General features: G+C 56.8%; 19 protein-coding genes and 3 pseudogenes. 11 read left to right on the plus strand and 11 right to left on the minus strand.

What is annotated here, in order from left to right:
• Positions 1 to 11: 11 nt before the first annotated feature.
• The 6 genes and pseudogenes from siaC to ettA form a co-directional block, all read right to left on the minus strand.
• Positions 12 to 389, minus strand: a complete 378-nt coding sequence (siaC, locus tag F753_RS46040) for a biofilm regulation phosphoprotein SiaC (protein ID WP_023446863.1) — start codon at positions 387 to 389, stop codon at positions 12 to 14.
• Between the two features lie 17 nt (positions 390 to 406).
• Entirely contained in the window at positions 407 to 949 is a 543-nt protein-coding gene (gene siaB / locus F753_RS46045; protein ID WP_023446864.1) for a biofilm regulation protein kinase SiaB, read from the minus strand.
• A 15-nt stretch (positions 950 to 964) separates the two neighbouring features.
• Positions 965 to 2,972: pseudogene (gene siaA / locus F753_RS50260) on the minus strand (biofilm regulation protein phosphatase SiaA).
• 161 nt (positions 2,973 to 3,133) lie between these two features.
• Positions 3,134 to 3,562: pseudogene (locus F753_RS46055) on the minus strand (ATP-binding cassette domain-containing protein); the annotation flags it as partial.
• 167 nt (positions 3,563 to 3,729) lie between these two features.
• Entirely contained in the window at positions 3,730 to 4,815 is a 1,086-nt protein-coding gene (locus F753_RS46060; RefSeq protein ID WP_011913346.1) for an IS5-like element ISPst12 family transposase, read from the minus strand.
• 85 nt (positions 4,816 to 4,900) lie between these two features.
• A pseudogene (gene ettA, locus F753_RS46065) lies at positions 4,901 to 6,160 on the minus strand (energy-dependent translational throttle protein EttA); the annotation flags it as partial.
• Positions 6,161 to 6,307: 147 nt separating this feature from the next.
• Between ettA and F753_RS46070 the strand changes: the two are divergent.
• The 6 genes from F753_RS46070 (at position 6,308) to F753_RS46090 (ending at position 13,439) form a co-directional block, all read left to right on the plus strand.
• Positions 6,308 to 7,573, plus strand: coding sequence for a site-specific integrase (locus F753_RS46070; protein ID WP_023446870.1), 1,266 nt, complete (start codon positions 6,308 to 6,310; stop codon positions 7,571 to 7,573).
• A complete protein-coding gene (locus tag F753_RS46075; RefSeq protein ID WP_023446871.1) occupies positions 7,570 to 9,183 on the plus strand; it encodes a site-specific integrase in 1,614 nt (537 codons plus the stop codon). Before F753_RS46070 ends, F753_RS46075 begins: the two co-directional genes overlap by 4 nt.
• Positions 9,167 to 11,389 carry a hypothetical protein gene (locus tag F753_RS46080; protein ID WP_023446872.1) on the plus strand — a complete coding sequence of 741 codons (2,223 nt, stop codon included), beginning with the start codon at positions 9,167 to 9,169 and terminating at the stop codon, positions 11,387 to 11,389. Before F753_RS46075 ends, F753_RS46080 begins: the two co-directional genes overlap by 17 nt.
• A 2-nt stretch (positions 11,390 to 11,391) precedes the next feature.
• Complete coding sequence (locus tag F753_RS46085) at positions 11,392 to 11,790, plus strand: hypothetical protein (protein ID WP_023446873.1); 399 nt, start codon at positions 11,392 to 11,394, stop codon at positions 11,788 to 11,790.
• 130 nt (positions 11,791 to 11,920) lie between these two features.
• Positions 11,921 to 11,992, plus strand: coding sequence for a DUF4113 domain-containing protein (locus tag F753_RS50340; RefSeq protein ID WP_425337528.1), 72 nt, complete (start codon positions 11,921 to 11,923; stop codon positions 11,990 to 11,992).
• Between the two features lie 607 nt (positions 11,993 to 12,599).
• A complete protein-coding gene (locus tag F753_RS46090) occupies positions 12,600 to 13,439 on the plus strand; it encodes an AraC family transcriptional regulator (RefSeq protein ID WP_023446874.1) in 840 nt (279 codons plus the stop codon).
• Positions 13,440 to 13,526: 87 nt separating this feature from the next.
• On the opposite strand, the gene F753_RS46095 is transcribed toward F753_RS46090, so the two are convergent.
• From F753_RS46095 to F753_RS50345, 4 genes are all read right to left on the minus strand, one after another.
• Positions 13,527 to 14,042, minus strand: coding sequence for a YkgB family protein (locus tag F753_RS46095; RefSeq protein WP_023446875.1), 516 nt, complete (start codon positions 14,040 to 14,042; stop codon positions 13,527 to 13,529).
• 902 nt (positions 14,043 to 14,944) lie between these two features.
• Positions 14,945 to 15,748 carry an IS21-like element ISPst3 family helper ATPase IstB gene (gene istB, locus F753_RS46100; protein ID WP_013983804.1) on the minus strand — a complete coding sequence of 268 codons (804 nt, stop codon included), beginning with the start codon at positions 15,746 to 15,748 and terminating at the stop codon, positions 14,945 to 14,947.
• Positions 15,741 to 17,240 carry an IS21-like element ISPst3 family transposase gene (gene istA, locus F753_RS46105; protein WP_023444720.1) on the minus strand — a complete coding sequence of 500 codons (1,500 nt, stop codon included), beginning with the start codon at positions 17,238 to 17,240 and terminating at the stop codon, positions 15,741 to 15,743. The genes istB and istA overlap by 8 nt, the downstream gene beginning before the upstream one ends.
• Positions 17,241 to 17,456: 216 nt before the next feature.
• Positions 17,457 to 17,927, minus strand: a complete 471-nt coding sequence (locus tag F753_RS50345) for a TetR family transcriptional regulator C-terminal domain-containing protein (RefSeq protein WP_425337527.1) — start codon at positions 17,925 to 17,927, stop codon at positions 17,457 to 17,459.
• On the opposite strand from F753_RS50345, the gene F753_RS46110 reads away from it, so the two are divergent.
• A complete protein-coding gene (locus tag F753_RS46110; protein WP_011913346.1) occupies positions 17,853 to 18,938 on the plus strand; it encodes an IS5-like element ISPst12 family transposase in 1,086 nt (361 codons plus the stop codon). The genes F753_RS50345 and F753_RS46110 overlap by 75 nt on opposite strands.
• A gap of 153 nt (positions 18,939 to 19,091) precedes the next feature.
• Here the strand turns inward: F753_RS46110 and F753_RS46115 are convergent, their stop codons facing one another.
• On the minus strand, positions 19,092 to 19,427 hold the full coding sequence (locus F753_RS46115) for a TetR/AcrR family transcriptional regulator (protein ID WP_023446877.1): 336 nt from the start codon (positions 19,425 to 19,427) through the stop codon (positions 19,092 to 19,094).
• A gap of 134 nt (positions 19,428 to 19,561) precedes the next feature.
• On the opposite strand from F753_RS46115, the gene F753_RS46120 reads away from it, so the two are divergent.
• From F753_RS46120 to F753_RS46130, 4 genes are all read left to right on the plus strand, one after another.
• On the plus strand, positions 19,562 to 20,368 hold the full coding sequence (locus F753_RS46120) for an SDR family NAD(P)-dependent oxidoreductase (RefSeq protein WP_023446878.1): 807 nt from the start codon (positions 19,562 to 19,564) through the stop codon (positions 20,366 to 20,368).
• 45 nt (positions 20,369 to 20,413) lie between these two features.
• Positions 20,414 to 21,184 carry a peroxiredoxin-like family protein gene (locus F753_RS0125290; RefSeq protein WP_209320157.1) on the plus strand — a complete coding sequence of 257 codons (771 nt, stop codon included), beginning with the start codon at positions 20,414 to 20,416 and terminating at the stop codon, positions 21,182 to 21,184.
• A gap of 502 nt (positions 21,185 to 21,686) precedes the next feature.
• Positions 21,687 to 22,364, plus strand: a complete 678-nt coding sequence (locus F753_RS46125; RefSeq protein WP_023446880.1) for a glutathione S-transferase family protein — start codon at positions 21,687 to 21,689, stop codon at positions 22,362 to 22,364.
• 8 nt (positions 22,365 to 22,372) lie between these two features.
• On the plus strand, positions 22,373 to 23,071 hold the full coding sequence (locus F753_RS46130) for a glutathione binding-like protein (protein WP_031298373.1): 699 nt from the start codon (positions 22,373 to 22,375) through the stop codon (positions 23,069 to 23,071).
• Positions 23,072 to 23,162: the final 91 nt, after the last annotated feature.

Genomic DNA, 23,162 nt, shown 5'->3' on the forward strand with positions numbered 1-23,162 from the left:
TCGATCTTCCGTCAGTCGTGACTCAGGATGGAGAAGGGGAAGGTGCAGTCTTCCTTGAACTCTTCGGCCAGTTCTACCACGCGCTCGTTGCGGATGTCGTAGTACCAATTGACTGCAATCTGACGGCCTTCCTGATAGGCCGCTTCAAGCAGGTCGAAAATGTCCATCATCGCTTTGATGCTGCTGGTGTTCAGATACAGCAAGCGGAGTTCGAGGCTGAGCGGATGCCCGGCTTCGCCAAGGAAGCGCTCGATCCACTCGTAGACCTGATGGAACAGCTCATAAGAGTTTTCGGGGTAAGAATCGCCCTGCATCGAGACAATGCCTTTCTCCCAGTCGGACTGGATGGCGGGGGTGGACTGGCTGCCGGGGATAGAAAAGTCGTTCATGTGGATGCTCTTGGAGTTCAGATGACGGCGCTCAGGCTAATGAAGGAAAGCTCGTCGGAAACCGGCTGCAGCGAGGCCTTGAGCGGCTCGCTGGACTTGCGTGCGATATCGATCAGGCCGAGGCCGGCGCCGGAGGTCACATGTTCGTCGCGAGGTTTGCGTAACTGTTCTTTGTACAGGGCTTTGAGTCCGGCCTTGTCCTTTTGCGCCAGCTCAGCGACGGCGGTAAGCAGCAGTTGGCCGTCGGCGGTTTCGATAAGGTTGCCGGCCGATACCACGTACCTGCCTACATCATCACGGGCGACGACGACCGTTGCGCCGGCCTGCTGATCGGACCAGTTCTTTTCGCGGGTGTAATGGCGGATGTTCTGCGTCATCTCGATGTACACGGCGAACACATCCATGGCCGACGATGGGTGTGCCTGCTCCTCGCTCATGTAGTTGCGCAGTGCATTGCCGATTTCTTCGATCAGGCTGCGCGAGATAGGGCCGTTGAAACACAGCATGATCTGTTGCTGGTTGTAGCATTCGCGCATCGCGAACATGTCAATGGGGGCCATGGCCAACTCCCTGTCTCAATCGAAACGGAAACATAACATCGTGATGTCGTCGCGCTGCGGAAATTCACCCTGATAGCGCGCCAGGGCAAGGCTGAAAGCTTCGCCCTGCTGGGCCAGGGGAAGTTGTGCGTGCTCGCGGATCATGCTGGCGAAGCGGCTGTTGCCGAACCCGTAACCCTGCTCGCCGCCAGCCTGGTCGAGGAAACCGTCGGTGGTCATGTAGAAGGTTCGCCCAGGCTGCAGCTCGATACTGGTGTTGCGGTATTCGCCGATCCGCTTGTCACCGATAGCGCGTCGCGCCGCCTTGATCTCGTGCACCTCGTCGCCATCACAATAGTACAGCGCTATTTTCGCCCCGGAATAATGCACCTTGCGTTGCCGAAGATCGACATAAGCCAGGCCGATATCCATGTTGGTGGCAAGTGCGTGGGAGTCGTCCTCATCGCGGAGCATGCTGCGAACGATCGCGTCAGTGCGTGAAAGTGCGGCAGCTGGATCTTCCAGGCCGGTAGTGTCGAGCGCCTGATCAATGGCCGCGTGGGCAAGCATCGTCATCAGCGCGCCGGGTACGCCGTGGCCGGCACAGTCGACTATCCCGAACAGGCAACCATGCTCGTCGGCGCGATAGACGTAGAAGTCGCCACCGACAACGTCCCGTGGTCGCCAGAGCACCGCATGACGATCCCCCATCGCAGTTACCAGCTGCCGATTCGGAAGAATCGAGCGCTGGATAAGGCTGGCGTAATCAATGGAATCGTCGATTTTCTTGTGCGCAGCGGCCATTTCCAGATTGGCCTGCTCCAGATCGCGGGTGCGTTCCCTTACACGGTTTTCCAGCTCGCTGGTGTGGCTGCGCACCTTCTGCGCCATCGCTCCAAAGGCAGCACTCAGCTCACCAATTTCGTCCTGCCGGCCAAGCGGCAGTGGTGCATCGTATTGCCCTGCCGCCAGCGCCTGGGCGCTGCGACGCAACTGGCGCTGCGACGCAACTGGCGCAGCGGTTTGAGTACGCGTTTTTCCACGAGCCAGGCGCCGCCGCCGATCAGCAACAGGAACAGCACCAGAAACAGCCCAATGGCTGGCAGAAGCGGGCGTACCTCGACGACCTGGGCGGTTCCGAGATCCACGGAACTGGCGACGAACCACTGCAGCTCGGGTATCCAACTCAGCGCGAGTAGTCTGGGGGCGCCGTCCAGCGTGACACGTAGCGTCGCCACCGACCCCGGCGTCTCGCGGCTATCGGCATGGCCTGACGCAACGCGGTGGCGGCGCTCAGGTCGTCGAGCAGGCCCAGGACGCTGGTCGACAGCGAGCGACCCCGTGCGGTTTCGGCGTTGAGGGTGACCAGATTCTGATTCGGGTGAACCAGGATAGAGCCATAGGCATCGAGCACCATCGATTCGACGCCGACCTTGTTGGCTTCGATGAAGTCCTCAAGAAATGCCTTGAGCGCGATTCCTGAGCCAACCAGTCCAAGGCGTCGTTCTCCATCGCGCACCTGCACGTTGAACCATACCTTGAGCTCGCCGGTAACCACGGAGCGGTCGACGTTGATAGCGTAGGGGGTGTCGGTTTGCAGCGTCTGGAAGAACCACTCGTCACGCGGGTTATCCGAGCTCATCACATAGCGAGGGGTGTCACTGATTGCCTGGTCAGGCCCGTTGGAGTAGTAGCCATTGCTGCGCGCCGATGCCGCGAAATACGCGTGGTCGCCGAAGGCTTGCTGGTAGCCGGCCGCTTCCTGGAAAAAGATCTTGCGCTTGGCCGGGTCCTGCTCGTCGTTCAACCAGGCCAGCGTCAGTAGCGAAGCCGCCAGCCGTTGAGCCAGTGCCAGTTCGCGTGAAACCGGTGCGAACAGGCGTTCGCGGTTGAGTTGGACCACATTGCGCGCATACGCCTCGCCGAAGCGGCTCTGCACGCCGAGTAACGCCTCTCGGCCAATGAAACCGGCAAAGACGAAAGCAAGCAGGCAACTGAGCAACAATGCCAGCAGTGATTTGCCGCGCAGTCCAAGTGCCGCCATGCGAATTGTCCTTTGTCGGTCGCGAGGGTCGGCATGGTGCGATTGCCGCGCCTGCCGGGGGGATCAGTCATTCACATGGGCGGCATTGTGCCATTATTTATGGGTGCTTTCTCTAGACACGACAACGGAGCCTGTCCGGCTCCGTTGTCGTCATCTACCGCTTACTGCGCCAGCTTCTTGTACTTGACGCGGTGCGGCTGGGAGGCAGCATCGCCGAGGCGCTTCTTGCGGTCGGCTTCGTACTCGGTGTAGTTGCCTTCGAAGAACACCACGCCGTCGTCCTCGTAGGACAGGATGTGGGTAGCAACGCGGTCGAGGAACCAGCGGTCGTGGGAGATCACGATGGCTGAGCCGGGGAAGTCCAGCAGCGCTTCTTCCAGCGAACGCAGGGTTTCCACGTCGAGGTCGTTGGACGGTTCGTCGAGCAGCAATACGTTGGCGCCCTGCTTGAGGGTAAGCGCCAGGTGCAGGCGTCCACGCTCACCACCGGAAAGGTCCTTGACGAACTTCTGCTGGTCGGCGCCCTTGAAGTTGAAGCGGCCGACGTAACCGCGCGATGGCACCTCATAGTTGCCAATGCGAATCTGGTCTAGCAGGCCGTTGAAAAACTCGGCTTCAACTGCCCCAACCCGTCCGGTTTGGCGCTTTTTCAAGCGCTTTGGCCTAACGGAGTCCACACAAGGCCTGACTTCAGGCCTTTTTGACAGGTTTCAGCACCACGTTCACGCCTTTCGGCGTTTTTTGGGCGTAACTCGCCCTATACATGCGATCCTCGCCACCAACCCGACAGGCTACCCAGTCGGATCAGGTTGTAGACCGAGAAACCCAGCAATAACTGAGCACTCAGCTTGGCGCGACCGATCAGCTTGGTCTTGCGCAGGCCGCCAACCGTCTTCAGCCAGCCAAAACCTTCTTCGATCCGCTTGCGGATCTTCTGGCTGGCGGCATACCCCGGATGCCGCGTGGTGCGCCCATCGATGGCGCTGCCCTTGCGCTTCTGCGCCACATGCGGTGTCACTTTCAGCTCGCGCGCCCTCTGCACGAAACGCTTCTGGTCGTAATTCTTGTCTGCACCTACCGTGCTGCCCGGCTTGGCCGTGCGCTCCAGCATCTCCAGCGCCGCCTCTACCTCGGCACGTCCATTGAACTCGGTGCATTCCACATCCACGATCAGACCGTTGCGGTGCTCCATCATCGTGTGGGCCATGTGCGCCAGACGACTGGCATCGCCATTGCTCTTGCGCGCCAGCCGGGCCTCGGGATCGCTGGTCGATTGGTGGGTCGCGTTGCTGCGCTTCTCGCCCTTGAAGTCGGCATCGGGGTTGCGCGTGCCATCCTCCGGTGGGTCGCCGCCATCCTTCTTGATAAAGGACTTGTGCGAGGCCCAGGCGTCGATCAGCGTGCCATCGACGCTGAAATGCTCGTTGCTGGCGTACTCGGACCATGCGGCCAGCGACTTGATGCGCTGGAAGAACAGCCGCGCTACATCCTGGTTGAACAAGCGGTCACGGTTCTGGCTGAAGGTCGAGTGATCCCACATGCGCTCGTCCATCGACAAGCCGACGAACCAGCGAAACAGCAGGTTGAAATCAATCTGCTCGACCAACTGCCGCTCGGAGCGAATGGTGTAAATCACCTGCAGCAACGAGGCGCGCAGCAGCCGCTCCGGCGCAATCGAGGCCCGTCCCAGGGTGGAGTACAGCCCGTCGAAGTCCCGATCCATCGAAGCCAGAACGGTATCGACCAGGCCTCGCAGGGGACGCAGCGGGTGATCGTTCGGGATGCGCTGCTCCAGCGTCGTATAACTGAACAGCTCGTTTTGTTTGAGGTCGAGTCCACGCATCGGCTTGGGCTGGCTTCGGCAGAAGAGGATGGCCGCCATTTTGCCAGAGCCACGCGGGCTCTGGCTTTTTTCAACGGCCTGCTAGACCGTCGGAGACGGCTTCCCATACGGTCTTGCCGCCGTCCAGGTCGTCGCGGCTCTGGTCCACGCAGGCCAACTGCACGGTGTCGCCGATTTCGATGCTGCCGGAATCCGGCGTTTCCTTGCCCATCAGCATGCGGAACAGGGTCGACTTACCGGCACCGTTACCACCGATAACGCCAACAATGGCGCCTTTCGGCACGCTGAATGACAGGCCTTCGACCAATACGCGGTCGCCATAGCCCTTGGTGACGTTCTTGAATTCAATGACCTTGTCACCCAGACGCGGGCCGGCTGGGATGTAGATCTCGTTGGTCTCTGCGCGTTTCTGGAATTCCTGCGACTGCATTTCCTCGAAGCGCTGCAGGCGAGCCTTGGACTTGGACTGGCGGGCCTTGGCGCCTTTGCGCACCCACTCCAGTTCTTCTTTCATGGCCTTTTCATGAGCCGATTGCTGCTTGGATTCCTGAGCCAGACGGGCCGATTTGGCCTCCAGCCAGCCGGAATAGTTGCCTTCGTACGGGATGCCCGCGCCGCGGTCGAGCTCGAGAATCCAGCCGGCGACATTGTCGAGGAAGTAACGGTCGTGGGTGATCGCTACAACGGTGCCCGGGAAGTCATGGAGGAAGCGCTCCAGCCAGGCCACCGAGTCGGCGTCCAGGTGGTTGGTCGGTTCGTCCAGCAGCAGCATGTCCGGGGCCGACAGCAGCAGGCGGCACAGGGCGACGCGGCGCTTCTCGCCGCCGGACAGGTGCGCGACCTTGGCATCCCAGGCCGGCAGACGCAGTGCATCGGCGGCGACTTCCAGCTGGCGTTCCAGGTTATGGCCGTCGGATGCCTGCAGGATCGCTTCGAGCTTGGCCTGTTCTGCGGCCAGCGCATCGAAGTCGGCATCGGGTTCGGCGTAGGCGGCGTAGACGGCATCCAGGCGGGCCTGGGCGTCCTTGATCACACCAACCGCTTCCTCGACGATTTCGCGCACGGTCTTTTCCGGATCGAGCTGCGGTTCCTGCGGCAGATAGCCGACATTGATGCCCGGCATGGCGCGGGCTTCGCCGTCGAACTCGGTGTCGACGCCGGCCATGATGCGCAGCAGGGTGGATTTACCGGCGCCGTTCAGGCCGAGCACACCGATCTTGGCGCCTGGGAAGAACGACAGGGAAATGTTCTTGAGGATTTCGCGCTTCGGCGGAACGACCTTGCTCAGCCGGTGCATGGTGTAGACGTAAGAGCCTGTTTTGCCTGCTTTGTCACTTTTGGACATGGTCTGACTCGCCTTTAATCCAGTGTTTTCAGTGCTTGATGGTATATCGACAAGCGCTTAATTCGGGAAAGTAAAAGTTAGGTTTTGCGCCGAGCAACTGTTACCCCTGACTATACTTGGAAAAGTTATGTTTTATGAGGAAGCAATATGGGTTTTCAGGTCATAGAGCAGGTGGTGAATGCTGCTCGAAGAAAGTTGCTGGTGCAAGACCACATCCCGGTCTACTACCCCAACCTATACATCACCATGGAGCACTCGGGCAGAGCCCTCGAAACGACCAAGAAGTACCTTGAGCATCTGACTGTGTTTGAGGAGTTTCTGGCTTTTTCCTCCATTGATCTGATTTCTCACCTGGAACAGCGCCCTCACAGCCAATACCTGACAGATAGTGAACTTTCTAGGTTTGTGTCAGACGCGGGGTTTAGCAAGGGAACCTTGGCCATGAAGTATGCGGGGATGCGTTTGCATCCGACTGCCTACAAATCCGTTGGCAAAGTCCATGCGCAGCAGCGAATCGAGGCGGTACGTGACTATCTGTCCTTCCTCTATGACAAGTTGGGTGATCACTCAACACGATTTGAGGCGGTTGACGATCTGAAGAAGCGCATCAACCGCAAGATCAAAGCGGCTCGCCCCGCGTGGAAAAAAACGCGAATGGGCGAAATGAAAGGGCTTACCAGTCAGGAGCGAAATCGCTTGCTGGAAATCATGCATCCGGATAGCGCCGAGAACCCCTTTTCAGATGAAGCCATCAGGATGCGTAACTACATCATTTTGCTGTTGGGTCTCCACATGGGGCTGCGACGCTCCGAGATGCTGCTGATCAAAACCAGCGATATTCACTGGCACAGTCGTCAACTAGCAGTGGTCAACTTGGAGGATGAGCGCCTCGATCCACGAACCATGGCCCCGCAATTCAAAACCCACGAGCGCATGCTGGTGATGACCGATGACCTGTATGACGCAATCACTGAGTACGAATCGAAATATCGCCACAGAAAGCCCCGTAGCGGCGCATCGAAAGCGAGAAGGCATCCGTTTTTGCTGGTGGCGCACAAGCGAAATGAGGGCGGACCTCTGACCATCAAGGCAGTGGATGGCGTTCTGTCCAGGGTCCGAGAAATAGCGCCGGAACTGGCTCATGTGCACCCGCATATTCTAAGGCATGACGCGGTCTACACGATGCTGGAAAGCATGCGTGAGGAACTGGCAGCGCTCACGCCAGAGGATCGCACCACGCAAGTTCAAAAAAACCTCACATGGATGTTCGGCTGGAGTCCAGACTCGAACATGCCCGGCCACTACGGCGCGAAATTCTGGAAGGAAGAGGCGGACAAAGCGATACAGAAACGGGCCGAGCGGTTTACGGCCAATCGTCAGAAGGCCGGCACGACACAAGGAGGTTCAGAGTGAACATCGCTGTCGAAGCACTTCAGGCACCCACTAAAGACAGCCTCGATACATGGCTGAACACGCCTCGCCTGGCGAAATGCGGGGACGTGTTCACACCGGCCGAACCGATGTGGAAACCGGACAGATCAACTAATCATTCAGTCAACTGGAAAGCCGCTGTTGCCTGCGTCTCGCCGGACTGGAAGCCCTGGTTGCACGCCGCCCTGGCGTACCGAATGGCCGATGTGGCAGCCGGCACGGTTGCTTGCACTACCAGTGCGTTGTCGCGGGCTGCTCAGACCGGGCTTGACCCGCTCAACGAGGGTCAACTCATCGCTCTGCGGGAGCGCTTTAACAAAAGAGAGTTTAGTGTCATTGCCGCTTTCATGGCGTTTTGGCACGACTGCGAATCCCTCGAACAGCGCCCGTCGCAACCCCTGATCGACGCCTACCAGGCACTGCCCAAGAAAAAGAATTCCAGCAACAATGTGATCCTCAGCCTGGACCCCGAACAAGGCCCGTTCACGCAGGCGGAGCAAGACGCGCTGCACCAATGGATACATGAGCAGTTTTGTCACGGGCACGTAGATTTCGAGCGGTACCTTTACCTGCGCATGTTGATGATTTACGGGCAGCGTGGCGCGCAAGTGCGAATGATGGTTTTTGGTGACGTCACCAAGACCGATCAGGGCTGCAAGGTCAGATTTCACTGGGCAAAGCAAAAAGACGACGAGGCGGGTTGGCGAACGAAGTCCGAAATGTTCAGCCTGGATGAGGACCTCTACAGCGCCGTGCAGGCCTACAAGGCGGTGGTTCTGGCGCAACTCTGGCAAACGTATCCAGGCGGTGTCGACTGGAATGTAGCAATCCAGAATGTGCCGCTCTTTCGTAAGAAGGTGGATTATGATGAAGCAGTAGGTTGGAAGCGGCGGCGGAATCCTCCTGTTTTGCTCGATAGCCCTCTTCAAAAAGGTCTCGAAGACGCGCCTGATTCGAGCTTTCATGTCTGCGTCGGCACGGTTAGAGGATGGCTTACGCGCATCGAGCGGATGGAGGGTTTTCCAATTTCGCCTCGCACCCATCAACCACTGAAAGTGACGCGGGGGCACCGGTTCAGGCACACCCTGGGCACGGACCTTTCGAATGCGGGGCTGGATGAGTGGACGATCGCCCGCGCATTGATGCACAGCAATACTCAGACAGTGCGAACGTACCGAAAGGTGTCGGCGGAGTTGCTGGCGTTGATCGACGCGAAGATGAGCGACCACCTGGCCTTAGTGGTAAATGCGTTCACCGGGATCATCGTCACGGATCGCACCTCAGCGAAAAACGCGGATCGAGCGGATCGACAAATCGAGGATGTGGCAGTATGCGGTGCCACTGCCGCCTGCCATCTCGATGCGCCTTACACCTGCTACGCATGCGGAAAATTCCAGCCCCTTCTGAATGGCAATCACCGTGCGGTCCTTGAGCGATTGGAACGTCGTCGGGAGCAAACGATTGCCACGGATAAAACGACCGGTGTGCTCTGGGATCGGGCCATTCTGGCTTGCCGCAAGGTGATTCTGGATTGTGAGGCCATGCGCCGATCATCGGACCCAAGGAGGACAGAGGATGACCGATACGTTTGATTCTGAACCGATGAATAACGTTGTTGATTTTGAGCCCAAGAGCCAGCTGGAGGCGGAGGCTCAGCTCGCTGCGTTTATCGAATGGGCAAAACAGACCCTGCCCTTAGGCATTCCCAATCGAGTGCACGAGAGTATTCGCTGGGAAGACGGCAGTTGGCACCAGCATGGCTTCTCAAGCTGTAGCTTCACTGCGCTCGAATCGACCAAAATTGCCCCAAAGGCGATGCAGGCACCTTTCGTGGATTTTGCCAAGGCCTTACTGGTGTATAGAAAGGTTTTCTTGCAGAAAAAGTCGCCAAAGGACTCGCTGATGGCCGTGAAGGGGCTGGAAGCCGCCCTGTTCGAAGTGACCGGTACCCAGGATGTGACTCGGGTTTCTGCCGCTGTCTGTAATAGAGCGTGCGAGCACATGAGCCGTCAATGGACAAAAGGCAACACCGCATACTGTAACGCTAAGGCATTTGAGAAAATCATCACCCTGATGCGGGACAAAAAACTTCTCAGGTCGAATTTCCGGTGGACCTCTCCACTGACGCTGAGGCCGATTGGCACGCTCAAGCAGCAAAGAACGGATCGGGAACAGAAGCTGCCCAACCCTGACGCGATTAGAGCCCTCGGGGAAGTGTTCTCAAACGAATTGACCAACCCCCTCGATATCGTTGTGACATCCGCCTGTGCGCTGTTGCTGAGTGCACCCAGTCGCTTGGGTGAATTGGCGGATATTGAATTGGATTGCCTGGTATTCAAAGAGGATAACCATGGCAATCGGCGCATGTTCCTGCGCTGGTACGCGGAAAAGATAAACCAGGTGACGCTGAAGCCCGTCGTTAAGCCTGAGATGGAGCCGGTCGTCGAGCGGGCCATCACGTTACTGAAACCGATCACCGATGATGCGCGGGCTTACGCAGCCTGGCTGGAAGACCATCCCGATGAGTTTCCGCCCCATGAAGGACTGCCACCCAGGGGCCCTGATGAATCACTCACGTACGCCGAAGCCTGTGCCGCACTGAAACTCAGAGTTCATGAGCGCGTCGAACCGAGAATCGTCTTTAATAACAGTTTCCTAATAGGCATGGAGAAGCAAAAGGCGCTCAGTCCCGCAGCCCGAGCCCTCGTGGCCGAGATCCGTGACGGGTGGAATTCCTCGCTCATACATGTCGAGGGCAAGCCAAGAATCCAGAGGTTTGAATTTGACGACCGGTATGTGATCACGCTGCGCAAGCTCAATATGCTGTTGAGGGAGAAATATCTTCCAAAGGATTTTCCATACACCACGCCCTACATGGAGGGCAAAGTTCGGGTGAAGTACCGTGATGCGTTGTTCACCGTGCGCACAGGAGCACTAGTTGAAGACTCAGGTACAGCTATTGCGACACACGGGTTTGGCGTGGAGATCGCGGCGAACTCTCAACGAATGGTTCAGCAATTAGGCGGCTCGACCGACCTGAAAAGGAAAAACCTGTTCGAGCGCTATGGCTACCCCGGTCTTAAGGTCAACACGCATGCGTTCCGGCACGAATTGAACACGCAGATGCAGAAGGCCGGTCTGTCGCAGTTCCTGATTGACGCCTTCTCTGGGCGCACGTCGATGGGATCGGTCTACAACCATGAAACCATCGAAGACCGCACCCAGAACGTTGCGGCTTACCACCCCAAGACGAAGCACAGCACCGCTGCTCAGCGTCTGGACAAGGTCAAAACCAATCAGCCTTTGAATCTTGCTGATGTAAGGGAACTGAGCGAGGGTGAGCAGGACCGCATTATCCATCAAACCCACCTCGGCGTTTGTGTGCACAACTTCGCATCCGAGCCCTGCCCGAAAATGGGTGCCTGTTTGGACTGCGGGCGGCTCGGTTGCGTCAAAGGGGATGGCGTGAAGCTGGGCAACCTTAGGGAAGAATGCGACGAGCTTAAACGCCGCCTAGATAAAGCCATGGATGCGCAGTCTCGTGGTGTGTTTGGGGCATCGGAGTCGGCCAAAAAACTGGGTGAGAAGCTCTTTAAATGCAAGGCGCTCATCCAAACGCTGGAAAACCCCGAACTCGAAAACGGTGACATTGTGTGGAACGCAGACAACGGTTGGACGCTGACCAAGAACGCAGCTGCAATGTCGGGGCTGATCGAAGTAAAAGCCATTGAAAACCAGGCGCAGGCGTTGCCATCGCTGGATGATGTCAAGGCTTTGCTGGATGAGATCGAGGGTTAACGATGGGGCATTTAACGCCAAAGGATGAGAAACGCATCATTAACCTGATTGAGGAATGGTCAGAGCCGAAGCTGACCTGGCCTTTGCTCGTTGAGGCCTGCAAAGAAAAACTGGGTATCAGTCGTGCTCGTCAGTCTTTGATGTGTCTACCTGCCGTGGACTTAGCGATGAAGAATCGCAAGGCGGCATTGAAGGCTAAGAAGCTGAAACCGGGCTGGATTAGCGATATTCAGACAGCCAACGAACGCATTGAGGAACTGACAGCGACCAATCAGAAGCTGTTCGCTGCTGTTCGAGATATGCGTAGCCGGTTTTTGATCTGGCAAGCCAATGCGGATATGCACGGGCTAACGCAATCGATGCTGGAGCGGCCGGTTTCACAGCTTTCAAAGAAGACCTGATCCGGTGTTCAGAAACTTGTACCTGGAATAGACTCATGGCAGCTACGTCCTGAAATCCGAGCACTCGGACCATGCTCCTCGCTACGTTCTGGAAGGAGACGAGTTGATGACCCGGGGCGTCGTGACCCATATGCGGCGAGAGTTACTGTCTCCTTCCTACACAACCGATTGGTCAGAGATGGTAGTTGTAAAAGCGCAGTGAAAATCGAGCGGCCATGCACGCTTCAGAGGGCCTCGGATTGAAGCCGAGTTGAGCAGTAGAACACCTTGTGACAGGCAGGAAACGGCCAGAAGCGGCCTGTCATGGTCAACCGGAATCGACTCAAAGCGAACATCAACAATCAGGCTGGCGAGCTTCCCGAAGCGTGACACATTGACCTCTCCCAAACGTATTCATACTCACTAAACGCTTATCTATGCGTTGCAACAGCTATTTCTCATCGCAACAAGATCGTATCCTCTGCGCAGTAGGGGCATTTGGATCGGTAGATTCTGTTGTCCTTCGCTATTTGTTGAACCCGCTCCACGGCATGGGGAGTCGGTTCGCTGCGAGTTCATCCACTGGTACAAACAGTCAAAATTGCCCCAGATACGTTATGTTGCGTATCTGACCATGGTTCTCTATTTCATTTACGCCGCTATCGAGTATCACGTCGCCGCCGACCAGCAGGTGTTACGCCTGTTCCTGTACGGCTGGCTTGGCCATTCCAGGCGCGCTGCTCGGCATAGCGCTGCTCGGTTAGCCAACTCACAGTGGTGTTGAAGCGCCCGACAATGAGAAGCAAGATTTCGTCGTTGAGGAATTGATTATGGATCGTCTGTCTACGTTGATGTCGCGATTTGGCGTTAGCGCGAACCTTTATTACAACGACAAGCTTTGTGGGGTTGAGGCATATAGTGGAGTTGGTCGACATGGTCATATGCACCTGTTGCAGGCAGGTACGGTGACAGTGCAGGGCGCTGACGAAGGCGATACAATTCTTACCCAACCCAGTCTGATATTTATACCGCGCCCTTTTGAGCACCGCTTGTTTGCCCGGGAATCCGATGGCGCTCGGCTCCTTTGCGCTTCGATCGATTTTGAAGGTGGCATCGACAACCCGCTATCAGCCTCCCTACCAGACATGCTTGTTTTACCATTGGACGAATTACCATTATTGGCCACTACACTTAAGTGGATGTTTGAAGAAGCGTCTGAGGGGCACTGTGGTAAGGAAGCCGTGATCAATCGTCTGTTCGAGTTGCTGATTATATTGTTATTCCGGCATCTGCTGGAACTGAATCAATTGCAAACAGGTTTGATGGCAGGATTGGCGGACCCGCGGCTTGCTCACTCCTTGATAAGAGTCAATGATGCTCCTCACTACCCTTGGTCAATTGCGGAAATGGCGGATCAATCCAACATGTCACGCTCCGCCTATGCAGCGCATTTCAGAACCATCGTAGGCCAAACACCAGCGGAGTATCTATTGAGCTGGCGTATTAGCCTCGCTCAAAAGCTATTGCGAGATGGTCGAGCCATCAATTTGATCGCGGCAGACGTTGGCTATGACAGCCCGTCAGCCCTGGCACGTGCGTTTCGCAGAAAAACTGGAGTCAGTCCCCGTGAATGGACTAAAGCTCTGGCAATGCATGAGGGGCAGGATTGAAGATTTTCTCAGAGATGGCGCCTTATGAGCCTTGCACGAACAATAGCCTGAGCGCGATTTGCACTCAGGCTATTGAAATGATCATCATCAATTGGAACGGGATTCAATCTCTACAAGCGAATGCCCTGCCACGAAAATAGAGGCTGCTAACAAGCCAACATCTTTGAGCAGAAACTGACCTGGCGCAATAGTGATAGCTGGAAAGCCAAGTCCGGGTTCGAACACGCCCGGCGTTGAAAGCATAAAACTCAAAGTTGTCACAAATAAACCGGCAGATAAAGCACCTCCGAGAAGGGAGAGCTTCGGAGACAAAAAGCGACCCAGTATCAGTGCGCCGATGGATATCTCAAGAATGCCAAGCAAGCCGGAGAACGTCTCGATACTGAAGATATTGTATACCCAGCCCAGCAGCGGACTACTACCTACCAATGGGACTAGGCCTTGCGCTTCATAGTGGGTAAATTTCATACCTCCGAACCAGAAGTAGATTACGGCAAGTGCGAAATAAACGCCAATAACTCCCACGTTCATTGTGGTGGCACCCAGCGAATATTTCTGAGTATTACCATCTAGTTTGTGATGTGCAGTGGTCAGAGTTTTCATGAAATTGATTTCCAAATAGCTGGTAACAGAATGGGCATGACGTCAGCCTGGAGTTGCTTTTTTCTGACTGTCCGCATGTCGGTTTAAATCCAACGGGGATAGCGCGTTGGGTGTGTAGAAATTGTCACTGCTAAATGGAAATTGATGTGCTCCAAACGTGCAGTATTTGGTGCAGATCGTCTCGAACAGCGTCTTTTGAGCCGAATCACGCTCGAATAGTGTCTGAGTGACCTCGACACAATGGGTCATACAGAGCCTGAAAAGAGAGTCTCTAGCTGTCTACGGGAAAACTAAGAAGGCAGGTACTGCCTCATTGATGATCAATTGATGCTGGACGGGTTGTCGTGGGTTTTTGTTCAGATTCGATTTCGCAAGGCATGCTGATGTGCTCCGGCCAAGAGGGTGGTCGGCCTCATGAGGGTCGTTTGACTGTCAGCTCGACTGCGGATGATCCATGCCTCTTTTAGCCGCCAGGCAGTCCGTTATCCGGCCGCCCTTCAAGCTACGGTAGGGCTTTTACATGTAGGCCATCAGCAGGCTGCCAACGATTGCGGTCGCGGCGAGCAAGCCTTGTGAGACACGTTGCTGCGCCTCCTCCTTTGTCAGCAATTTGGCTGTTGAAAGTATTGGACATGTCGGTAGCCAAACCATTTCTGCGCATGGGTACCTTCCACGGAACGGGCGATGACTTCTTTGTGGCGGCACTCTTGTTGGCGCTGATGGAAAATTGACCCACCCTGCCGATTGAAATTTGACCCAGGGCGGATTGCTGATTTTGTTACCAGCAACTGTGGATAAGTCTACCAGCGCAGCTGCTTTTGAACCCACTCCCTCGCTGTCCCAGTTCAGCTGTTGAAGACCTGCCACATGCAGCCATGCAGCAGGCCGTCGTCACCATGAAATCAGAACGACTCATCGTCCTCCGGTTCCTGGCCGCCCTTACGCTTTCGCTCCCGTGATTTGATCTTGGCCTGGGCCGCCAAGCTACTGTGTTGCAGGCGATAGGACTCGTTACCGGTTTCGACGATGTGGCAGTGGTGGGTCAGCCGATCCAGCAGGGCGGTGGTCATCTTGGCGTCGCCGAACACGCTCGACCATTCGGCGAAGCTCAGGTTGGTGGTGATCACCACGCTGGTGTGTTCGTACAGCTTGGACAGCAGGTGAAACAGCAACGCACCGCCAGCCTGGCTGAACGGCAGATAACCCAGTTCGTCGAGGATGACCAGATCCATGCGCAGCAGTGCCTGGGCGATCCGCCCGGCTTTGCCGTCGTGTTTTTCGCGCTCCAGCAGATTGACCAGATCGACCGTGGAGTAGAAGCGCACGCGCTTGCCATGCCGGGTGATGCCGGACACGGCCAGCGCGGTGGCTAGGTGGGTTTTACCGGTGCCTGGCCCACCGATCAGCACCACGTTCTGCGCGGTGTCGGTAAAGGCCAGGCTGGCCAGCTCGCTGATCAGGCGTGCGTCGGCGCTAGAGGCGTTGAAATCGAAGCTGGCCAGATCGCGGTGCATCGGCAGCTTGGCCATGTTCATCTGGTGGCTCACCGAGCGCATGGCGCGATCTGTGTGCTCTTGTTCCAGCAGGTGTTCGAGCAGCCACTTGGACGAGGCTGTGTTCGACTCACCCTGTGCAGTTAACTCCGCCCAGGCCGTGGCCATGCCGTGCAGGCGCAGCTCCTTGAGTTCCGCCATCAAATCACGCATGACCGACCTCCTCGGCCTGGCCACGCAGGCGGTCGTAGCGCGCCGTGTTAGCGACGGGGGCTTCCTTGAGCGACAAGTGGGTTTCGACGCTGGGTGGTGGTTCGGTCGCGGCCAGGCGCGCCACGACATTGAGGATGTGTTCGGCGCTCAGGCTGCCGCTCTCCAGTACCAGCTCAACGGCTACCAGCACGGCATCGAGCCCGGCGACCGGTACGGCAGCCAGAACTTGCGCCATGATCCGGTCACCGCCGGCATGACGCCCCAGACCGTGCTTAAGCTGACGCAGCGGCGCCGGCAGATCAGCAAAGGGCGCGCCGTTGCGCAGCGCACCGGGCTTGCGTTCGATCAGCGGGAGGTAGTGCTGCCAGTCATAGCTGACCTGGTCGCGATCCAGCAAGCGGACATGGCTGGCGATCAGCGCGTCGTCAGCCACCACCTCGATTCGCGTCGGATACAAACGGCTGCTGACCCACTTACCCGCGTACTCACACGGCACCGAGTAGCGGTTGCGCCCGACGCTGACCAAGCAGGTGCTGGAGACCCGCGCAGGCCGCTCGACGTAACCGTCGAATGGCGCTGGCACAGGCATCAGTTCAGCGCGCTCCAACTCAAGCACTTCGGCCACACTCAGCCCGCTGTATTGAGGGTGCGTCAGCTCGTTCCAAAGCGCGCGGCAGCGCTGGCCCAGCCAGGCATTGAGTTCCTCGAAGGAGTGAAACTGACAGTCCTGGGCGTCTAGCCAGATACGCCTGCGGCTGTCTTGCACGTTCTTTTCAACGATGCCCTTTTCCCAACCAGCGGCGACGTTGCAGAAGTCCGGATCGAACAGGTAATGCGCGCACATCACCGCAAAGCGTGCATTCACCGCCCGGCCTTTGCCCTTATTGACCTTGTCGACGGCGGTCTTCATGTTGTCGTAGATGCCCCGGCGCGGCACGCCGCCCAAGGCGCCGAACGAGCGTGTATGGGCGTCAAATAACATCTCATGGCCCTGGCTCGGATACGCCACAAGCCAGAACGCACGGCTGGCACACAGCTTCAGATGTGCCACCTGCATACGCCGGTAAATGCCGCCGACCAGCAAGCCTTCCTCGCTCCAGTCAAACTGAAACGCCTCGCCAAGAGCAAAGGTCAGCGGCACAAAGGCCTGCGACGCCTTGCCCTGTCCCCCTCGCCAGGCACGGATAAACGCGGTGAGCTGGCTGTAGCCACCGTCATAACCATCGGCTTTGATTTGCGCCAACAGCGCCTTGGCACTGCGCCGCTGTTGCTTGGGGCGCAGCGAATCGGCTTTTAGCGCCTGCTCTAGCGTGACGTGAAAAGGGCTGAGTTTGTTAAAGATCGCGCGGCGTTGGTACACCGGCTGCTTGGCCTCAGGTGCTCTGACCCACTTGCGAATCGTGTTGCGCGCCAGCCCGGTGCGCTTGGCTATCTCATGCAGCGACAGCTTGTCGCGGAAATACATCCGCCGAATTTTGCCCATCATTTCCATACTGATCACCCTGTGTTCTCCTGCTCAAAAATTGAGCAGAAGCAGTTGAACACCTGGGTCAGTTTTCAGTCGGCAGAACAGCCTCTACTGGGTCAGTTTTCGGTCAGCGGCAACAGGCACTCTGTCATGTTGCCTCGAACTGCTCCGAAAACTGATACCGACGGGGTAGTAGTACGCTCGAATATCCGTTGGGCGTGAGCAAATAGCAGAATTCAATCATGGTTCGCTCTGTCTATGGTTGAGAAGTGCTAGCGCAGGCCGAACCATCCCCTCGAGCAACTCTCGTTCGGGTCTTGTTCTCGCAATGACCCGGAGCCCAACATGAACACCCAGTAGCATTCGCGCCAAGTCGGTGGCGGATTGAGATGTCGATATCGTTCCGTCTTGCTGGCCGGCCTGAATGCATCGGCAAAAGAATGCCTCGATTTCTCCGAGAACTATCACAACAATCCCGCGAAACTCTGGATCGTGGGGCGCGACTTCCAACGCCGTGTTCACAAGCATGCACCCTCTTCGCTGGCGATCGTCTAGCAGGCCGTTGAAAAAAGCCAGAGCCCGCGTGGCTCTGGCAAAATGGCGGCCATCCTCTTCTGCCGAAGCCAGCCCAAGCCGATGCGTGGACTCGACCTCAAACAAAACGAGCTGTTCAGTTATACGACGCTGGAGCAGCGCATCCCGAACGATCACCCGCTGCGTCCCCTGCGAGGCCTGGTCGATACCGTTCTGGCTTCGATGGATCGGGACTTCGACGGGCTGTACTCCACCCTGGGACGGGCCTCGATTGCGCCGGAGCGGCTGCTGCGCGCCTCGTTGCTGCAGGTGATTTACACCATTCGCTCCGAGCGGCAGTTGGTCGAGCAGATTGATTTCAACCTGCTGTTTCGCTGGTTCGTCGGCTTGTCGATGGACGAGCGCATGTGGGATCACTCGACCTTCAGCCAGAACCGTGACCGCTTGTTCAACCAGGATGTAGCGCGGCTGTTCTTCCAGCGCATCAAGTCGCTGGCCGCATGGTCCGAGTACGCCAGCAACGAGCATTTCAGCGTCGATGGCACGCTGATCGACGCCTGGGCCTCGCACAAGTCCTTTATCAAGAAGGATGGCGGCGACCCACCGGAGGATGGCACGCGCAACCCCGATGCCGACTTCAAGGGCGAGAAGCGCAGCAACGCGACCCACCAATCGACCAGCGATCCCGAGGCCCGGCTGGCGCGCAAGAGCAATGGCGATGCCAGTCGTCTGGCGCACATGGCCCACACGATGATGGAGCACCGCAACGGTCTGATCGTGGATGTGGAATGCACCGAGTTCAATGGACGTGCCGAGGTAGAGGCGGCGCTGGAGATGCTGGAGCGCACGGCCAAGCCGGGCAGCACGGTAGGTGCAGACAAGAATTACGACCAGAAGCGTTTCGTGCAGAGGGCGCGCGAGCTGAAAGTGACACCGCATGTGGCGCAGAAGCGCAAGGGCAGCGCCATCGATGGGCGCACCACGCGGCATCCGGGGTATGCCGCCAGCCAGAAGATCCGCAAGCGGATCGAAGAAGGTTTTGGCTGGCTGAAGACGGTTGGCGGCCTGCGCAAGACCAAGCTGATCGGTCGCGCCAAGCTGAGTGCTCAGTTATTGCTGGGTTTCTCGGTCTACAACCTGATCCGACTGGGTAGCCTGTCGGGTTGGTGGCGAGGATCGCATGTATAGGGCGAGTTACGCCCAAAAAACGCCGAAAGGCGTGAACGTGGTGCTGAAACCTGTCAAAAAGGCCTGAAGTCAGGCCTTGTGTGGACTCCGTTAGGCCAAAGCGCTTGAAAAAGCGCCAAACCGGACGGGTTGGGGCAGTTGAAGCCGAGTTTTTCAACGGCCTGCTAGAGATCGTTGAATGATTTCGGCAAAAAAAGCCTCGATTGCCTGGCTTGGGGGTAACTTGCCTTCGAGCCTGCGCACGCGATCTGCGAAGCTCGTCTCGATGTATTGATTGAGCGCCCTGCGGTATAGGGTTTGCTTATCGCCGAAAGCGTTGTACAGACTCGCGCCGGTCAATCCCATCTTGTCGGCCAGCGCTCTGACCGAGGTCGCCTTGTACCCGCGTTCCCAGAAACAGTCGATCGCGACGCTCAGGACTTCAGCTTCATCAAATTCTCTTGGTCGGCTCATATCGCGGTTTGCCCAGCATCCCATGACGAATGTCATAGGTTCATTATGATTTGACTATTTTAGAACGATCGTTGTAAAACACAATACCGTGCCCATGGCTTACCGGCTTTTGAAAATCCTTGTTTTTGGGTTTCTTTTGCGCATGGATCAATCTCTGAGGACAGCCAAGCATGAACGTACTAGGAAAGAGGGTTCTGATTACTGGAGGCTCGAGTGGTATTGGACTGGCTACGGCTACCGAGCTCGCTCGCAAGGGCGCTAGCGTCTTCATCATCGGGCGCCGCGCAAAGCTGGTTGAGGAGGGAATCGAACTGCTACGTGCTGTCGGTGGAGAGGCAGATGGAACAGGCGTGGACATTGCGACAGCTGAAGGCCGGGATCAAGCGTTGGCATCCGCGCGGGCGTCTATGGGCGGAGTAGACATTCTCATTAACTGTGCGGGAGGCGTGCGCGCGGGTAGTCTGGAAGACACGTCAGAAAGCGATATTGCGAAAATGGTGGAGGTCAACCTATTAGCGCCCATTCTGTTGGCACGGGCGGCCATGCCGGATCTGCGTGTGTCTGGCGACAGCATGATCGTGAATGTCTCCTCGGGCATTGCGCTCGTAGGGGTGCCCTTTTACACGACTTATGCGGCGGTCAAGGCGGGGATCTCGCATTTTGGAGAAGCACTGCGTCGGGAGTTGAAAGGTGAGGGAGTGCACGTACTGACGGTCTACCCCGGCGCTACCGATACGCCCATGATGACGTCGTCGCGAGCAGGCCCCGATCTGGGTTTTATTCGCGAGCCGGCCTACGCAGTGGCCCAAGCTATTGTTGAAGGCATAGAGGCCAATTCGTTGCAGGTAATTCGTGGTGGGGAAGTGCGTGAGGCCATGATTGCTCAAAACCGCGCCGACCCGCTGGCTCTGGATGATCGGTTTACGTTGCTGAAGCCGAAGCTTGCCGAGGCAGTAATGGACCATTCCGCACTTTGACGATACAAAAGCATGATCTCGTGTCGGATGCGATGGCTGTCGCGTTTGATATTGGACAAAATTGGAAGAGACACTTCGAGCCTTGATACCGATGAGACATTTGCGGTCGCAAGAAAGTACTCAAAGAACCCTACGCCACGGCGCGGCTTCACTGCGCAAGCATTCGATTTGATCGAAACAGCCGTTCCTGAGCAGCTTGTCGAAATTATCTTCAAGGAAGTGGCCGCGTGGCGTCGGCACTCAGCGCAGCTAAACACAATCTACAATGAAGGAAAAAAGATGCTTCTCCCTCGACTATTAGTTCCCGAGTTGCGCGTTCCCACACTTTCTCACGGCGAGTTTGATCTGGCAGATGATGCGCCAGAGAATTTCACGTTGATATCCTTTTATCGAGGTCTTCATTGCCCAATTTGCTTGAAGTATCTGCGCGACCTTGGATCTTTAGTTGCTGAATACGAACGTCGCGGCACGAAGGTTATTGCCGTTAGCTCCGACATTCCCGAACGGGCCCAAGAGATGGCGCGCAAGGTAGGTACCAACAACTTGCGATTCGGACATTCTCTACCACTGACTGTTGCCCGCCAATGGGGACTCTATATTTCAACCTCGCGCGGAAAGTCGTCGATTAACATCGAAGAGCCGGCACTATTTTCGGAGCCAGGCGTTTTTCTCGTCCGTCCGGACGGCAGCTTGTATTACGGCGCGGTTCAAACGATGCCGTTCGCACGTCCGCTGTTCTCGGAATTGCTTCAGGCGATTGACTTCGCTATCACCAAAAGTTATCCGGCGCGTGGCGAGTATGACGGTCCGCTGTGAGCGCCCGCCGACTTAGCTGATATTGCCCCTGGCCCGACAGTGAGCGTGAAAGGCGCCACGTGGCATGAGAACAGCTGCGCGGCGGCAGAAGTTCAGAGAATGTCGGGCCGCCGTTCGCCTTTGCTGCTGGTCTGGCCTTTGCGCTTTCCTTTGCCGCGCCTGACGTATCCAGCGGCGAGCATTTCCGCGTTACAACCACCCTTGAGTCGAGCGCTGAGGATGCAGATTTGCGCCAGGCAGTCGCCGACGAGTTCGAGATAACTCGCGTTTTTTCCGAGATCGACTGGGTGCCTTCAGCAAACAGGGCAACGGCACTATGGACATCAATGCAAGTCGGGGCGCGAATCATCTGCTCAGTGTATTGCTTGGCGTTCGAGTATTGGCAAGAGTCAACCCAGACCCTGCGTACGTAACTGAAGCTATCGATATGGCACTCAACAGCTTGAGGTTACCGCCCTTGATTCATTCCGTTCACTGAAGGCCATAATTAGTAGGAGTCAACATGATCAAGTTTTACTATCACCCGTCTCCAAATCCCGCAAAGATCGCACTTTTTCTGGAGGAGGCCGGCCTCCCGTATGAGCTCATCCCAGTCGATACGCGTAAAGGAGAACAGCACGATTCGGTGTTTCTCAAGATCAACCCTAACGCTAAGACACCGGCTCTGGTTGACGGCGACAACATAGTGTTCGACAGCAACGCCATGCTGCTTTACCTGAGCGAAAAAACCAGGAAATTCCTGCCTGCCGACAGCCTGAAAGCGCGCGGTGAAATGTACTCCTGGCTCATGTTCGTTGCGACAGGCATAGGTCCATACTCCGGTCAGGCGGTGCATTTCAAACATTACGCCCCTGAACCGAAAGATTACGCGGTCACTCGCTACGCGTTTGAAGCCTGGCGTCACTGGTCAATTGTCAACGACCGCTTGGCGAACCTGCCGTACATGCTCGGAAATGAGTACACGTTGGTGGACATGGCCGTCTGGGGATGGGCGCGCGCGGTACCGTTTATTCTGGGCAATGATGCTTGGGAAAAATTGCCTAACGTCAAACGCCTTCTCGATGAAATCAATGCGCGACCGGCGGCACAGCGTGCTGAAGCGCTGAAGGCCCAGCACGGTTACAAAACTGAAATGGATGCTGAAGCTCGTAAAGTAATGTTCCCTCAGATAACTCAGTAGGGGCGATCATGATCGATTTGCATTACTGGACCACTCCTAATGGGCACAAAATCACGATGTTCCTTGAGGAGTCGGGCCTACCTTATCGCCTCGTGCCGGTGAACATTGGAAAGGGGGACCAGTTCACTCCATCATTTCTGAAGATTGCTCCCAACAACCGTATTCCAGCTATCGTCGATCATGAACCAACCTTTGGCGTTCAGCCGATATCAGTTTTCGAGTCGGGCGCCATTTTGTTGTACTTGGCAGACAAATTGAGCCGGTTTATTCCTGCCGATTTGCGAGGCCGCAATGAGGCCCTGCAATGGCTGTTCTGGCAGATGGGAGGGCTGGGGCCGATGGCGGGGCAGAACCATCACTTCGTCCAATACGCACCTAGGCCCATACCCTACGCACAGGCGCGTTACATCAACGAAACCGCTCGGCTCTATGGTGTGTTGAACAAACACTTGGCAGACGGTCGGGAGTACATTGCTGGCGATTACAGCATTGCCGACATTGCGAGCTACCCATGGATCGTGCCGCATCGCCGGCAACAACAAGACCTTGCCGACTTTCCCCATTTGGCTCGTTGGTTTAAACGGGTAGGTGACCGACCTGCGACGAAGCGTGCTTATGCGCTGGGCGAATTGATCAATACTGCGCCGGTGGTCGACGAAGAAACGCGCAAACTGCTGTTCAATCAAGACGCGAGGACGGTTCGATAATCAGCGCAGGAACAGGTCCTCTTGAGGGCCTGTTCCTGCGCCCCCGAGACACATGAATTTCATTGCCCATGCCGGGCTGAAAAGCACCCAC

Origin of the sequence: Stutzerimonas chloritidismutans AW-1, assembly GCF_000495915.1 — a bacterium.
GTDB lineage: Bacteria > Pseudomonadota > Gammaproteobacteria > Pseudomonadales > Pseudomonadaceae > Stutzerimonas > Stutzerimonas chloritidismutans.

Coding starts and splice junctions, on each gene's coding strand:
- F753_RS46090 (WP_023446874.1), top strand. CDS start 12,600: ATGGATCGTCTGTCTACGTTGATGTCGCGATTTGGCGTTAGCGCGAAC.
- F753_RS46115 (WP_023446877.1), bottom strand. CDS start 19,427: ATGACATTCGTCATGGGATGCTGGGCAAACCGCGATATGAGCCGACCA.
- istA (WP_023444720.1), bottom strand. CDS start 17,240: ATGGAAATGATGGGCAAAATTCGGCGGATGTATTTCCGCGACAAGCTG.
- F753_RS46120 (WP_023446878.1), top strand. CDS start 19,562: ATGAACGTACTAGGAAAGAGGGTTCTGATTACTGGAGGCTCGAGTGGT.
- F753_RS46125 (WP_023446880.1), top strand. CDS start 21,687: ATGATCAAGTTTTACTATCACCCGTCTCCAAATCCCGCAAAGATCGCA.
- F753_RS46070 (WP_023446870.1), top strand. CDS start 6,308: ATGGGTTTTCAGGTCATAGAGCAGGTGGTGAATGCTGCTCGAAGAAAG.
- siaC (WP_023446863.1), bottom strand. CDS start 389: ATGAACGACTTTTCTATCCCCGGCAGCCAGTCCACCCCCGCCATCCAG.
- F753_RS46060 (WP_011913346.1), bottom strand. CDS start 4,815: ATGCGTGGACTCGACCTCAAACAAAACGAGCTGTTCAGTTATACGACG.
- F753_RS46130 (WP_031298373.1), top strand. CDS start 22,373: ATGATCGATTTGCATTACTGGACCACTCCTAATGGGCACAAAATCACG.
- F753_RS46110 (WP_011913346.1), top strand. CDS start 17,853: ATGCGTGGACTCGACCTCAAACAAAACGAGCTGTTCAGTTATACGACG.
- F753_RS46095 (WP_023446875.1), bottom strand. CDS start 14,042: ATGAAAACTCTGACCACTGCACATCACAAACTAGATGGTAATACTCAG.
- siaB (WP_023446864.1), bottom strand. CDS start 949: ATGGCCCCCATTGACATGTTCGCGATGCGCGAATGCTACAACCAGCAA.
- F753_RS46080 (WP_023446872.1), top strand. CDS start 9,167: ATGACCGATACGTTTGATTCTGAACCGATGAATAACGTTGTTGATTTT.
- istB (WP_013983804.1), bottom strand. CDS start 15,748: ATGCGTGATTTGATGGCGGAACTCAAGGAGCTGCGCCTGCACGGCATG.
- F753_RS46085 (WP_023446873.1), top strand. CDS start 11,392: ATGGGGCATTTAACGCCAAAGGATGAGAAACGCATCATTAACCTGATT.